The sequence below is a fragment of the Sphingobacterium thermophilum genome (assembly GCF_039541675.1).
In the GTDB taxonomy this organism is placed as follows: Bacteria; Bacteroidota; Bacteroidia; order Sphingobacteriales; family Sphingobacteriaceae; genus Sphingobacterium; species Sphingobacterium thermophilum.
The window spans coordinates 140,941-155,197 of the sequence record NZ_BAABGR010000004.1 but is presented as its reverse complement, the minus strand read 5'-3'; the positions used below and the strand labels follow the sequence as shown (position 1 = coordinate 155,197).

Genomic DNA, 14,257 nt, shown 5'->3' with positions numbered 1-14,257 from the left:
AGAAAGGCATCAGGCAAAGTATGTCCAGAAAGGGCAACTGCCTAGATAATGCCATTATTGAGAACTTCTTCGGTATTATAAAATCTGAACTATTCTATCTTAAAAAGTACCATGACATCGATGAACTTAAACGGGATATAAAGAACTACATTGAATACTATAACAACGATCGAATAAAACTCAATCTAAAAGGAATGAGCCCGATAAAATATCGAGCTCATCACATAGACAATTAATTTTTAACTTTGTCCAACTTTTTGGGTGCACTTCACTTAAAGGAAAGCTCTTTTTATAGAAGATTATATTTCTATAAATTAAGCGTGAACATCTTCTTGACGGAAGATTTTCGCTGTGAAATACTCTCTGTTCAGTCTAGCAATGTTAGTCAATTTGATACCTACTGGACATTCAGCTTCACACGCGCCCGTATTAGTACAGTTACCGAAACCTTCTTTGTCCATTTGGTCAACCATTGCTTGAGCACGTTCGTATCGTTCTGTTTGACCTTGAGGCAACAAAGCAAACTGAGAAACTTTTGCCGAAACGAACAACATTGCTGAAGCATTTTTACATGCTGCCACACAAGCACCACAACCAATACATGTTGCCGATTCGAATGCTTCATCAGCAATACGTTTAGGGATAGGGATAGCGTTGGCGTCAGGCACACCTCCAGTGTTTACGTTGATATAACCACCAGCCTGTTGGATGCGGTCGAATGCCGAACGGTCTACCGCCAAGTCTTTCAATACAGGGAAAGCTGCAGCTCTCCAAGGTTCGATAACGATAGTTTGTCCGTCGTGGAACGAACGCATGTGCAATTGACAGGTTGTAGTACGCTCGTTAGGACCGTGAGGACGACCGTTGATTACCAATGAACACATACCGCAGATGCCCTCACGACAGTCGTGGTCGAAATATATAGGATCTTCTCCCTTACGGGTAAGATCTTCGTTTACTACATCAAGCATTTCCAAGAAGGACATATCGTCCGCAATGTTGTTAGCTTGGATAGTAACAAATTTACCTTCTGAATTCTGATTTTTTTGACGCCAAACCTTTAGCGTTAAATTCATGTGTTTACTCATATCTATTATGAATTGAGTATGAAGTGTTGAGTATCGGAAGGTATAAGTTCCGACACTCAATACTCTATACTATTTATAACTTCTTTGTGTTAACTTAACGTTTTCGAATACCAACTCTTCTTTGTGAAGTACTTCTGGTTGGTCTGGACCCTTGTATTCCCAAGCTGCTACATAAGCGAAGTTTTCGTCATCACGTTTAGCTTCACCTTCTTCAGTTTGTGATTCAAGGCGGAAGTGACCACCACAAGATTCTCTACGGTGAAGAGCATCGTCAACCATTAGTTCTCCTAATTCCAAGAAATCGGCAACACGACCGGCTTTTTCCAAAGACATGTTCAACTCTTCGTTCGAACCAAGAACCGTTACGTTGTTCCAGAATTCGTTTCTCAACTCACGAATCAAACCTTTAGCCTTAGTCAAGCCTTCTTCTGTACGCGCCATACCACAGTATTCCCACATGATGTGACCTAACTGTTTGTGGATGTCGTCTACAGTTTTGTTACCACGTAGAGATAATAATTTTTTGATGTTATCTTCTACGTTTTTGCGTGTTTCTTCGAATGCCGGATGGTTTTTGTCTACAGGAGCGAAGCTTCCCAATCCTGCCAAGTAATCACCTACAGTGTAAGGGATTACGAAGTAACCATCTGACAGACCTTGCATTAGGGCAGAAGCACCTAGACGGTTAGCACCGTGGTCAGAGAAGTTAGCTTCTCCTAGACAGTACAAGCCCGGAATAGTAGTCATTAAGTTATAGTCAACCCATAGACCACCCATAGTATAGTGAACAGCTGGGTAGATACGCATTGGCACTTCGTATGGGTTTTCGTCGGTGATTTTTTGGTACATGTCAAATAAGTTACCGTATTTAGCACGTACTGTCTCTTCACCCATACGTTTGATAGCGTCAGCGAAGTCTAGGAATACCGCAAAACCAGTTTTACCTACACCACGGCCTTCGTCTACCACCTCTTTAGCGTTACGTGAAGCCACGTCACGAGGCACCAAGTTACCGAATGATGGGTATTTACGCTCTAAGAAGTAATCTCTGTCTTCTTCTTTGATGTCGTTAGGACCTAGTTCTCCTTTACGTAATTTCTCTGCTAATTCTTTTGTTTTAGGTACCCACACACGACCGTCGTTACGCAATGACTCGGACATCAATGTCAATTTCGACTGGTGGTCACCTGTCACTGGGATACAGGTAGGGTGGATCTGCGTGTAACAAGGGTTTGCGAAGAAGGCACCGCGTTTGTGTGCTCTCCATGCTGCCGTAACGTTACAGCCCATAGCATTTGTCGATAGGAAGAATACGTTTCCGTAACCTCCTGTACACAACAATACGGCATGACCTTCGTGCGCTTCAATCTTTCCTGTTACCAAGTCACGAGTGATGATACCTTTAGCATGACCATCGATCACTACTAGGTCCAACATCTCATGACGGGTGTATGATTTTACTTTTCCTTTTTTGATTTGACGGTTCAATGCTGAGTAAGCACCTAACAACAATTGTTGTCCTGTCTGCCCACGGGCGTAGAATGTACGCGATACTTGCGCACCACCGAAAGAACGGTTATCTAAAAGACCTCCGTATTCACGAGCAAAAGGTACACCTTGTGCCACACATTGGTCGATGATTTTTACTGAGTTTTCAGCTAGACGATAAACGTTGGCCTCACGGGCACGGTAGTCTCCACCTTTGATAGTGTCATAGAAAAGACGGAAGATAGAGTCACCGTCGTTTTGGTAATTTTTTGCCGCATTGATACCACCTTGTGCAGCGATAGAGTGTGCACGACGTGGTGAATCTTGATAGCAGAACGTTTTCACGTTGTAACCAAGCTCTGCTAATGAAGCAGCTGCTGAAGCACCTGCCAATCCTGTTCCTACAACGATAATCGTAAACTTACGTTTGTTGGCAGGATTCACCAACTTCAAGTTGAATTTATGATTTGACCATTTCTCGGCTAATGGGCCTGCTGGTACTTTAGAATCTAACATATCTTTATTTTTAATAGAGATTACTAACCTTTAAAAAAGAAATACAATGGCATTATAGCAAAAGCAATAGGAATAATCACTCCAAATACCCAAATACCAATTGTTTTTACCAAACCAATATATCTTCTATGGTCGAAACCTAATGTTTGGAATGCCGATTGGAATCCATGAATCAAGTGGAAAGCCAAGGCACCCATTGCTACTACGTAAAGTAATACGATGAATGGATTTTGGAAAGTAAATGCTACTTGCTTGTACAAATCTTTGGTCTTTACGGTTTCTACGCCGTTTTTCACAAAGCTTTTGTACCCATCGTAGTTCGCAGGTAAATCATCTGATGAGATAGTTTGACGATTGCCAGTCTCTAGATCAGTGTGGTACTCGATGTAAGGAGTGGTACCAAACTTGTACTGATACCAGAAGTTTTGCATATGTGTAGCCAAGAATACCAAAATGATAGTACCCAAGATACCCATATTGCGTGAGTTCCATTTGCTGTTAGCATTACCAGCCGATTGGTGGTACCCAATAGGTCTAGCAGCCTTGTTCTTTAAAGTCAAGATTAATGCGTAGACAGCATGTAAAATGATTGAAGCATAAAGTAAGTATGAAACTACTTTAATAGGCGTGAAATGCGTCATGAAGTGCGCATAGTTGTTGAATGCGTAGCCTTCGTCATTCTTAAATAACTGTAAGTTACCAATCAAGTGCACGACAAGGAACGTACATAAAAATAGTCCCGTTAAGCTCATGATTAATTTCTTACCTAGAGAAGAACTAAATAGCGGCTTTGATTTACTACTCATTATCCTTAAATGTTTAAATTTTTCTTGCAAAAGTACCTAATCATTTATAAAAATGACCTCGTAAATATAACAAAAATCTAATTTAGAATTATTCTAATCAGTCAATATACACATAATAAAGCCGTTAATATTCTTATTAACGGCTCTATGTTTTGGAGTATCAATTTCGATGTAGTTTTATTTAGGGGTGACCGTCAGTACAGCGTTCGAATTACCAGCCGAAACGTCTACTACCAAGATATAGGGTTTGTTTTCTTCAAGCAACTTACCTGATACTAATCCTAGATTTCCTGGGTCCCTACCATTAGAACCGTTACCTACGAATATAATGTCGCTAGAAGATGAGAGTTGGCTATTTGTGAATTCACCACCCCAGCCTTTTTGATGGAAGAACTTAAAGTTTATATAATCCGTATTAGCTGTAATACCGCCCGTAATAGTAACTTGATACTTTTTATTTCCTATTGGTGCCATACAGATAGCTTTATCTGTATTCCAACCAACATGGTTACTTGATACATTAGGTTTACCTATGCCATCCCCAATAATCCAAATAGCTCCTGTGCCATCACCTTTTAATGTTGCTAAGTTATTTCCATCCATAGCTTCCGCAATCAGATATTTGTGTGTAAAATCCGCTGAAATTCGATACTTTCCATTGATGACGTTGCTGGTTATTTTATTGTTTTGATCTACTTTGAAAAAATCTGGGTCGATCCACCAATTCTCGAAATCATCAATTCCATCTACTTTAACTTCCTCTCCTTTATTTAGATTTATCTCTGCTCTGAATAGATTGTCATTGATGCGGCTAAAAATTGTACCGTTGATAGCGTAAGCGACAATAAACGGTGAAGCTTCATATGTCAGAGTGTTAAATTGTATAGTATAAGTGGTAGATGAAGAATAAGAGAATGGTATCTCCGAGGTACTGCCCAATTGTACTTCATTATTGACCCACCCAAAGTTCATAATATTACCATATTCTCCTACTTTCGGTGCTTGAATATATCCTTTTACCGAGTAGGGCAAATTCTCAGTGATAGCATAGGTATTTTCCTCTACTCGTTGTAATCTATATGTATTGGTGCTAGTTACTAAATCCAAGTAAGGGAAATTAGGTCTACTCAATGGTAAATCAATTTCTTTAACCACTTTTTTTTGACTAATGTTTTGTAGTACAAATTTTAATGTAGCTGTTCCATTAGGGATATCCTTAAGGAAAGGAACATAAATTTTGCCTGTGTAGGAGCCATTTTCCTTTGTTCGAATAGTGGTTTCAGAGACGATATCATCTGTGAAATACAATTGAACTTTGAGCGTAGAAAGTGGTACATCTTTGTCCTCAACAGCAACATTAAACACTAAACTATCACCAAATAATGCGGAAGTAGGAGCATTATTTATGGTAATAGAAGGGTTGCCAATATTATACGTATACTCTTTCTCTTTTTGACAAGAAAGGGCTAAAACGAGACAAACAAAAATATAAAGGTTGTTCTTTAACTGTTTCATGACCTTAATTTTTCCATTTGTAAGAAACTATAGATTTGGCTGGCACTTCGTAAGAGAAATGTTTTTTACCATCACTAATTGTTACACTTTTTCCTTCATTCAAATCATTGAGAATAACAAATGCCAATGAGCCATCTGTATTTTGGAATGCGCTATACTCTAATCCGTCTACCTTGTAACCGGTGGTACCTACACGATAAGCACCAGGCTTCACGACTGATGATAGATGGCTAGTTACATAGTAATGTGAGTTTTTGGTGATATGTTGGTAGTTTTTACTGTTGATATCTACCGCACCGTAACAAGTTTGGCAACCGCCATCACGATTAGGACCTTTCTCGGTATCTAATACAAGATTCCATACAATCACAGCCTTACTCCAGTTATTGATAGTTCCTAATCCTACTTCTTTCATGTCTTCTGTTAGGCGTTTGCTCAGATTTCTGCCATCATTCCATTCACCTATAGAAGTCTCCGTAAAAATTAACTCTTTGTCTGGTCTTGCTTCATGTATGTTGAGTAACTCGGATTTGTTACCTCCATAGTTGTGATATGCTGCTCCTGCGATATAGGACGCAGCAGTAGCGTCTTGGTATATTTTAGTTGGATAAGATTTTTGGTCTTCTATATTATCATAATTATAGTTGTGGTCAAAAACGTAGATTTTAGTATTCAGATTAGCGGCTTTCAGTTGTGGACCTAGCGATTCTTTGATGAATTGTTGTTGTTCTTGCCAAGTCATATACATAGATGCTGAGTTACCTCTGTTTAATGGTTCATTTTGAATAGTGATAGAGCTTATATTAATTCCTTCATTTTGCATAGCTTTAATCCATTGTACAAAATACCAGCCATAGTCTTGGTAATAGCTAGGGTTTAGTTGTCCACCTGTCCATGAATTGTGAGGAGCTAGGTTTGTCAGGTTGTTGACTTTCATCCAGCGTGGTGCAGTCCATGGAGAGCCCATTATTTTGAGGTTGGGATTGATTGCTAATATTTCCTTCAAAATAGGAATGATATAGTTTTTCTCTTCTGATTGTAAACCAAAGTTTTCTTTTCCAGGAGTATCCCAACAAGTATATTCGCTAAGTGAAAAGTCAGAACAGCCAATAGAAATTCGAACATAACTCATTCCGAAACCATTGTTTTCGGAGAAGGTTTCTGTTAAAAATTTAGTCCGATCTTCTTTGGACATTTGCATAAGATTATAACAAGTCGAACCTGTTATTGCTGCCCCAAAACCCTCCATAGATTGATATTTTACATCAGTATTAATATGGATAGTGTTAGGGGACATGTTGAATTTGTTACTATAATCGAGGTGTAATTTTGTTAAATCATATGCTCGATTGTTGGATGTTACGTATAGCGTGACATCACCTGAAGTGTTTTGATTATCAATGTTGTCTGAAGCTGTGAAACTATCACGCTGACAAGCGGCAGTAGACAATATAACAGACAGTATAAAGAGATGAATCATATATTTATAATTAAAGCGTTTCATAATTTATCGTTTAATAACCTGGGTTTTGAATTAGGTTGGGATTTTGGTCAATTTTTGCTTGAGGAATAGGAAGTCGATACGAATATTGATTGAATGGGTAAACTAAAGGTTTTCTTCCTGTGTCTTTTGCAAATACTGCATTCATTACCTCTTCGACTTTGTCCAAACGAACTAAATCAAACCATCTTTGTCCTTCAAAAGCTAATTCTAAACGTCTTTCTTTCAGTAATGCTTTGAGCATGTTCTCCTTATTGGCTTTATCTGTAGCTGTTAGTTTTGGTAATGATACACGCTGTCTTACCTTATCAATGATATCTGCTGCAGCACTTAGGTTTGGCGAAGGTTGCATGATTAAAGCTTCTGCTTTTAACAAAAGTATATCAGCGTATCTCAGTTTGATAATGCTGCTCATACCTGATCTTAATTTGAACATGAATGGATAATTTGTAGAAGGATAATAGTTACTCCATGTAGTGGTGTAATATACAATGGATTGATTCATACGGATATTATCACCTTCGTTTTGGAATGTTTGAATTAAATCACGTGATGGTGTAACCCATTTTGCCCAGGTGAAGTTGATATCATAATTAGACAAATCACGTCCAAACATCCAACTCGCCCAATTGCCAGCGCCAGGGAAAAATTGAACTTCTAGTATAGATTCTTGCGTATTACGCATGGCTAAATTTTTATTATCTGCGGTCAATTGATACAAGTCAGCATAATTAGCGTTTAAGTCAAAACCATCTGCTGCTAATGCATCTGCATATTGAATTACTTTCGCATAGTCGCGTAGTGGTTTTTCAGCATAAATTTTAGCTAACAAGGCTTTCGCAACAGATTTGCTAAATTTTGTTTTATCTGAAGCATTATTATCCGGCGCATTAGCAAGACCATAGAGTAGGTCGGCTTCGATTTGCTTGTAAACTTCTTCTTCTGTACTTTGAGTTGGGAAATATTTTGGATATACCTCCGTGACATTATCCGATGTGATATCAGGTGCAATAGTCAAGACAAGGGGAATAGAGCCGTATATTCTTACCATGTCAAATAATACTAATGCACGGAAAATTTTTGCCTGCGCTTTGTAAGAGGTAATTAATGTTGGACTTAGAGAATTGTCCGCTACGCTGTCGATATACACAATCAGACGATTTGCGCGTGCTACATCTTCTAGGTAGCGTTGCCAATCCCGTTCAATAACAGAATTGGAGCCTTCTATAGAATTATTTTCAAAAGGAACAACTTCAGCGCCCGTAGTCCCCGCATAAGCATTGTCACTATGTGATTCAGCAATAAGTAATAGATCTAAGTACCAATGCTCTTGTCTATCTTTTAGTTGTTGATAGAGTGAATTAAGGTAATTATCTACAGCAGCTTTATCTTTGAATACTATATTTTGGCCTTTTTCTGTTTCGCCTTCAGTTACGTCTGAATAGGAGTCAAGCGGATCTCTATTCAAAGAACATGAAGCTATAATAAAGTTCAACAGTAGAGTAGATATAAAGGCTATTATTCGGAAATTCTTTTTCATAATGTAATAATTTAAAATTCAAGATTCACACCTAAGACAAAAGAACGACTGTGAGGATAAGTGCCCCAGTCTATACCTTGTACACTACCACTATTACCCCATTGATTCACCTCAGGATCCATACCTGTATATTTTGTTAAAGTAAGGAGATTACTTGCTGATAAGTAGGGTTGAATCTTTTGAAAACCAATCTTTTTGATTTTTTCTGCATTAATATTATAACTCAATGAAATGTTCTTTAGGCGCAAGAAACTCCCGTCTTCTATGAAATAAGTTGAATTTTTAATGTCATATCCAGCTTTTGGAACATCGGTTTGCTGACCAGGTATTTTCCATCTGTCCAATACTTTGATAATTTGATTCTTGCCATCATACATTCCTTCCATTTCGATACGGCTAGCATTATAGATGTCGTTGCCATAAGATCCTTGTATGAATACACTTAAATCAAAGTTTTTATATGAGAAATTGTTGGTCATACCATAGGTAAACTTCGGGTTAGGATCTCCAATGTACGTACGATCTGATGAAGAGATTTTACCGTCATTGTTGATGTCTCTGTACATTAATTCTCCTGTTTCAGGATCAACACCATCACTGATATAGCCATAGAAACCGCCTAACGGTCTACCAGGTTCGTTTCGTACCACATAATCGTTGACAATTTCTGAAGTTTTAGCTGCGTAATATATCTTTTGCAGTTCAAGTTTTTCTAACCTATTCCTGTTGAATGAAATATTGAAATCTGTATCCCATGTGAAATTTCTGCGGATGTTTTTTGAACCTAAGGTTACTTCAAATCCTCTGTTTGTCATTTCGCCTTCATTACGACGAATGGTGTTCGCTATTTGTCCATCTGGTAGAGTAGCATACATCAGCATATCCGAAGTTTTCTTATAGTAATAATCTAAACTAAGTGATAATCTATCTTGAATAGCTGACAAATCAAGTCCGATATTGGATTGTGTCGTTGTTTCCCAGCGAAGATCTTTTGTTCTTAGGTTAGCAGGACTAATATTAGGAACGGCATTTTCAAAACCTACTTGAAACCACTGAAATCGTTCAATATTGTACAATTGTAGGTATGCATAATCGCCTAGACCTGATTGATTACCTGTTTGTCCCCAGCCACCTCTAATTTTTAAATCATTTATCCATGATACATCTTCCATAAATGATTCAGAAGAAACGCGCCAAGCTGCCGATACGGATGGGAAATATCCCCATCTATCGTTGGGATTTAATTTTGAAGAGCCATCAGCACGCATATTGACAGTTAAGAGATATTTGCTGTCATAATTGTACATAGCTCTAGCAAAATAGGACATAATAGCCCAATCTGAAGCACCTGTGCCTGTTCCATCCCATGATATTTTGTTAGCGGCGTTTAATGTTTGTATCAAATCATTACGAAAGTGCGAACCATTGATATAACTATTGGTATACTTAGAGTCTGTCCATGAATTCCCAAGCATTACTTCTATATTATGCTTATCAACGTTGGTGTTATAGGTCAATGTATTGTCGAATACTATTAACGTATTCATATTACGGAAATCAGAAGCTGTCCCATATTGACTGCGTCCCCAAGCTGTAGAAATAGGGTCTAAGAAGGTTGTATTTAGCGCATTTCTTCTGTCCAGTGTTAAACTAGTTTTGAATTGCAAATTGTCAAGTATACTGACTAATGCATTTCCAGATGCCAACAATCTGTTTTCTCTGTTTTTATTGTATTTACTACGACTTAGATTTTCTAATGGACTAGTGATATTACCTATTCCATAGAAATTATTGTAATACTGCTGTGGATTCAATGGATCCCAAATAGGGGCATATACGGGGGTATTAATGACTGACAGCACGACTCCACCACGATTTGCACCTGTACCACTAATGATGCCGTTGTCGTTATAGTCCGAATAGGTAATATTAGCGTTTACTTTTAACCAATCTCTTACTTGATTGTCAATATTGCCCCTGAAATGATATCTTTTGAAGAAAGAAGATTCAAGAATCCCATTTTCTCCAATATAGCCTCCCGATAAGTAATAACGTAGTTTTTCATTGCCATCTGAGATGGATAATTGATGACTTTGCTGTCTGCCCACAGTATAGGCTTCTTTGAACCAGTCCGTCTGATCTTGCAAGCCTAACGGAAGGTTAACTAATCCTATTTCCTCTTGTAATTCTCGATATTGCTGCGTATTGAGTACTTGAAATGAATTGTTAACTACATTAGCCGTGAGTTGCGAATTCAAAGCTATTTTGGCTACTCCAGCTTTGCCAGATTTTGTAGTTAATAATACCACTCCGTTAGCTGCTCTTGACCCATATATTGCTGCAGAAGAAGCGTCTTTTAGAATCTGGATGTCCTGAATGTCATTTGGAGCTAGGAATTTGATATTATCTACGGGAACACCATCTACGACATAGAGCGGTTCGTTGCTGGCATTAAATGAGGTAGTACCTCTTACTCGTATAGACATAGTTGCTCCAGGTTCACCACTCGGTTGGATGACAGATACACCGGCAGCTTTCCCCTGTATGGCTTGCCCCACATTGACAATTGGTCTTTTTTCTAGATCTTTGGTCGATACAGATGAAATAGCAGTGGTCACGTCCTTGCGTTTCACGCTACCATATCCAATGACAATGATGTCTTCTAGTTGATTTACACTTTTAAAAAGTGAAATTGTAGTCTGTGCTTCTTGTGTATTCCATTCTAGCGTTTCATAGCCGAGAGATTGGAATATTAAGACTGCATTAGTAGGGACATTGATTTCGAAATAACCATCATTGTTTGACATGGTTTTTAGCTGAGTTCCTTTATGTGTTACCGTAACACCAGGTAGCGCGGTTTGTGTTTCTCCATCTATTATTTTACCTGTTACTCTTTTCGTTTGTTGTCCCATAACAAAGTGAATCTGAGTAACCAATAATAGAAATGTGATAACATTAAATAATGGTATTTTGTGTCTCATAAATTAAGATAGATTTATTAGGTTATCTATAACAGCTTGGTGCTGTTATTGTTTGCAGACAAGTATCCCGCTCGAATGCAAGTATAAATTTAGCTACAGAATTTCTATTTGGGTAGGCGTTATACTTTTAAAGTACTAAGTTTTGTTTGTAACTTGCTTGTATTAAGTGTTTTATGTTTTTTTAGATAAGCTAAAAAGTACTGAATTGGGAATTACTTGCGGTCTATATTACCAATTTTCTTAACTAAATTTTCGAATTCTTCGCGATCACCTATAGCTTTATTGCGGACTTTTGTCCGATAATTATAGACAGTTCGTAAGGAGTATCTTAGAAAGCTAGCAATCTTCACACTGTCATCAATACCTAGTCGTATCAATGCAAAAATCCGAAGCTCAGTATTTAAAAGTTCATTTTTCTTTGGTAATATAATTTCTTCTTCGCGAAGGAGGCTATTAAAATCCTCAATAAATGAAGGATATAAGTTGAGAAATATAGTATCAAAGTTGTGGTAAAGTTCGGCTACCTCATCTTCAATGACTTTGGTAGATTTTAGTTCTGCTATTAGCTCTTTTATTTGATTGGAATTAGCTTTTTTAATTACATCTTTTCGAAGTACATCAATTTTCTCTATGTAAGAAGAGCACATGTCAAAGAATTGAGCTATATATTCTTCCTTGATATGATTGGCTTCGGACAGTTCAATATTGTTTTTATGAATCTGTCTATTCATCTGCAGTAGCTGGCTGTTGGTTTGTGACAGTTGAGACCGTATTGCACTGAGTTTATTCATTTGTTTTATGATGAATATAATTCCAGCAATCAAAACTACAGTCAGTACACTGATTAGGACGAGATTAAATAATAACTTTTTATTTTGAGCATTAATTTTTGCTTGATATGAAGCATTAATGATAGGATAGAAGGTGGTTCCTTCAATAATTCTATATCTCACATCACAGTAAATAGCGTCTTTGATAGCTTTGTCAATTAATTTGAAAGCTCTATCAAAATTTTCTTCACCGTAATAAATGAGCGCTAAATCTTGAAGAGAAGCATTATCTTTATTTGCATTCTTTATATCCTCTATAGCCGATCGGAGTACATAATATTTCTGTTTCTCTGGATTGTTTTCTTGTTTGTATGCTATTCCAAGAAGATAGGATACTAGAGCTGTGTACTCCCCTGTATTGTTTTTATTTTGAAGTATATATTCAAGTGCCTCAATAGCTTTTTTGCGATTGCCAGCAAAAATATCTCGCGTTGCTATCTCAATCTGGTAAGAAATGGCATTTGGATCTAAATACTGAAGTAATGAATCTCGGTACAACTCACTTTGTCTATAATAGATGTTGTTATTATTGCTTTGACCATAATGACTATAGAATGCTAAATAAGTATCATAGTATTTGACTAACAACATGACAGGAATTGTCTGTGGAGAAATGTTTTTTAAAATTTCATTTGCTTCTAGATACCGTCCCTTAGTAGAATATAAGTGTGCTAAATCTAATTGTAATTTGATTCGCAATGAATCATTTTCCTGACCTATAATCTCTTGACATTTGTAAATATAGGTAAGAGCTGAATCTGATTGGAACTTTTGATATTGTTCAAAAAGTTGGTAATGAATATCGAATAGTGATTTTTGAGTAGAGTTTCTTTTGAATAGTAGGTTATTTTTTAGTTTATTGATTTTTTCTAGTCGAATCTGATGATATTGTTCTTCTTTATCTAATAATAAATCAAGTTCCTTTTCAAGATTTTTAATGTCATATTGCCCTAATAATAAAATTGGCTGTAGGCTAATTAGTAGAAAAAGAATATGTCTTATCATAAGTTCAATATAGCAAATGATATAGTTAGGTTATATTAAGAGAAGGAATAATTAATCAAAAAAGCGCATCGTGCGCTTTTTTGATAGTATTATATATTTGTAAATAGGTTTAGAATAAGCTATATCCTATACTTACTGTCCAGAGATTTAATGTTTGTTTTCCAGCGGTCTCTGTTTTGCTAATGTTACCTAGACCATATTCATAGCGTAAGTCTACAGCAAAATTACCGATGTCTAATCCTGTACCTGCTACTACTGCGGCGAATTTGTCTTTATAGCTTTTTAAGGCATCATCATAGGTTGATACGATGTTGTCTTTGAAAGAAGCTTCTTGGTCAATCACAAATGAAAACAATGGACCCGCTTGTAATTTTAATTTCAAAGGTCCCACAGGGAACTTTGTCCCTAATAATATAGGTACATCAATGTTTGAAAATTTCATGTCGCCTTTGATTAGTTCTGTAGGAGCTGATTCTTTAGGAGCTTGCACACTTGCATTTTTGGTAGTGAAATAAGCCTCAGGTTGGATATGGAATGAATTACCACCTAGTCTAAACCAAACACCTGCTAAATAGCCCGCATTATTAGATGATTCTAAAACGTCTTTATCAAACTTGATTTTAGAAAAATTCATACCTGCTTTCAAACCTAGTTTGAATTCCTGAGCTTGGAGTGATAATGAGCTGAAAATAGCTACAAAAAGCGTAAGTATTGTGTTTTTCATAGAATAAATGTTATTTTGGTTTCAATTATAAATAATCTACTAACAATGACAAGCCTTAAAATTACGAAAACTGACTGGGAAATTCTAAAATTAAAATTGTTACGCAAGTATAATCATCTTTCTGAGGAAGATCTTGCATACAACGAAGGAGAAGAAAAGGAGCTGATTTCCAGATTGGCAAGACGTCTGAAGCGTAAGGAAGAGTATGTCATCTATACGCTAGGTAAGCAGCTGGCCGATTTGGATATAAACAGACTTTAATC

At 37.0% G+C, this 14,257-nt stretch carries 11 protein-coding genes; 2 read left to right on the top strand and 9 right to left on the bottom strand.

Annotation, left to right across the window (positions count from 1 at the left end; all coding sequences use genetic code 11):
• Positions 1-236, top strand: a 236-nt coding sequence (locus ABD873_RS02100; RefSeq protein WP_345063983.1) for an IS3 family transposase, incomplete at its 5' end; no start/stop codon positions are given.
• A 78-nt stretch (positions 237-314) separates the two neighbouring features.
• Here the strand turns inward: ABD873_RS02100 and ABD873_RS02095 are convergent.
• The 9 genes from ABD873_RS02095 to ABD873_RS02055 all read right to left on the bottom strand — a co-directional run bounded on the left by ABD873_RS02095 (position 315) and on the right by ABD873_RS02055 (position 13,994).
• On the bottom strand, positions 315-1,088 hold the full coding sequence (locus tag ABD873_RS02095; protein WP_197053579.1) for a succinate dehydrogenase/fumarate reductase iron-sulfur subunit: 774 nt from the start codon (positions 1,086-1,088) through the stop codon (positions 315-317).
• 69 nt (positions 1,089-1,157) lie between these two features.
• Positions 1,158-3,092, bottom strand: a complete 1,935-nt coding sequence (locus ABD873_RS02090; protein WP_345063979.1) for a fumarate reductase/succinate dehydrogenase flavoprotein subunit — start codon at positions 3,090-3,092, stop codon at positions 1,158-1,160.
• A 23-nt stretch (positions 3,093-3,115) separates the two neighbouring features.
• Complete coding sequence (locus tag ABD873_RS02085; RefSeq protein ID WP_039053583.1) at positions 3,116-3,898, bottom strand: succinate dehydrogenase cytochrome b subunit; 783 nt, start codon at positions 3,896-3,898, stop codon at positions 3,116-3,118.
• 177 nt (positions 3,899-4,075) lie between these two features.
• A complete protein-coding gene (locus tag ABD873_RS02080) occupies positions 4,076-5,413 on the bottom strand; it encodes a DUF5125 domain-containing protein (RefSeq protein ID WP_345063976.1) in 1,338 nt (445 codons plus the stop codon).
• Positions 5,414-5,417: 4 nt separating this feature from the next.
• Complete coding sequence (locus ABD873_RS02075; protein WP_345063973.1) at positions 5,418-6,917, bottom strand: endo-1,6-beta-glucanase; 1,500 nt, start codon at positions 6,915-6,917, stop codon at positions 5,418-5,420.
• Between the two features lie 10 nt (positions 6,918-6,927).
• Positions 6,928-8,454: a RagB/SusD family nutrient uptake outer membrane protein gene (locus ABD873_RS02070; protein WP_345063970.1), complete on the bottom strand. Its 1,527-nt coding sequence runs from the start codon at positions 8,452-8,454 to the stop codon at positions 6,928-6,930.
• Between the two features lie 11 nt (positions 8,455-8,465).
• A complete protein-coding gene (locus tag ABD873_RS02065; protein WP_345063967.1) occupies positions 8,466-11,435 on the bottom strand; it encodes a SusC/RagA family TonB-linked outer membrane protein in 2,970 nt (989 codons plus the stop codon).
• A gap of 212 nt (positions 11,436-11,647) precedes the next feature.
• On the bottom strand, positions 11,648-13,270 hold the full coding sequence (locus ABD873_RS02060) for a DUF6377 domain-containing protein (protein ID WP_345063964.1): 1,623 nt from the start codon (positions 13,268-13,270) through the stop codon (positions 11,648-11,650).
• A gap of 109 nt (positions 13,271-13,379) precedes the next feature.
• Positions 13,380-13,994, bottom strand: coding sequence for a porin family protein (locus ABD873_RS02055; RefSeq protein WP_345063961.1), 615 nt, complete (start codon positions 13,992-13,994; stop codon positions 13,380-13,382).
• A 45-nt stretch (positions 13,995-14,039) separates the two neighbouring features.
• On the opposite strand from ABD873_RS02055, the gene ABD873_RS02050 reads away from it, so the two are divergent.
• The gene (locus ABD873_RS02050) at positions 14,040-14,255 is read left to right on the top strand and encodes a hypothetical protein (RefSeq protein ID WP_039053585.1); all 216 of its coding nucleotides are present in this window, start codon (positions 14,040-14,042) and stop codon (positions 14,253-14,255) included.
• Positions 14,256-14,257: the final 2 nt, after the last annotated feature.

Bases quoted from the DNA above. Each gene is read 5' to 3' on its own strand.
- ABD873_RS02060 (WP_345063964.1), bottom strand. From the start codon at position 13,270: ATGATAAGACATATTCTTTTTCTACTAATTAGCCTACAGCCAATTTTA.
- ABD873_RS02065 (WP_345063967.1), bottom strand. From the start codon at position 11,435: ATGAGACACAAAATACCATTATTTAATGTTATCACATTTCTATTATTG.
- ABD873_RS02090 (WP_345063979.1), bottom strand. From the start codon at position 3,092: ATGTTAGATTCTAAAGTACCAGCAGGCCCATTAGCCGAGAAATGGTCA.
- ABD873_RS02055 (WP_345063961.1), bottom strand. From the start codon at position 13,994: ATGAAAAACACAATACTTACGCTTTTTGTAGCTATTTTCAGCTCATTA.
- ABD873_RS02050 (WP_039053585.1), top strand. From the start codon at position 14,040: ATGACAAGCCTTAAAATTACGAAAACTGACTGGGAAATTCTAAAATTA.
- ABD873_RS02095 (WP_197053579.1), bottom strand. From the start codon at position 1,088: ATGAGTAAACACATGAATTTAACGCTAAAGGTTTGGCGTCAAAAAAAT.
- ABD873_RS02075 (WP_345063973.1), bottom strand. From the start codon at position 6,917: ATGAAACGCTTTAATTATAAATATATGATTCATCTCTTTATACTGTCT.
- ABD873_RS02085 (WP_039053583.1), bottom strand. From the start codon at position 3,898: ATGAGTAGTAAATCAAAGCCGCTATTTAGTTCTTCTCTAGGTAAGAAA.
- ABD873_RS02070 (WP_345063970.1), bottom strand. From the start codon at position 8,454: ATGAAAAAGAATTTCCGAATAATAGCCTTTATATCTACTCTACTGTTG.
- ABD873_RS02080 (WP_345063976.1), bottom strand. From the start codon at position 5,413: ATGAAACAGTTAAAGAACAACCTTTATATTTTTGTTTGTCTCGTTTTA.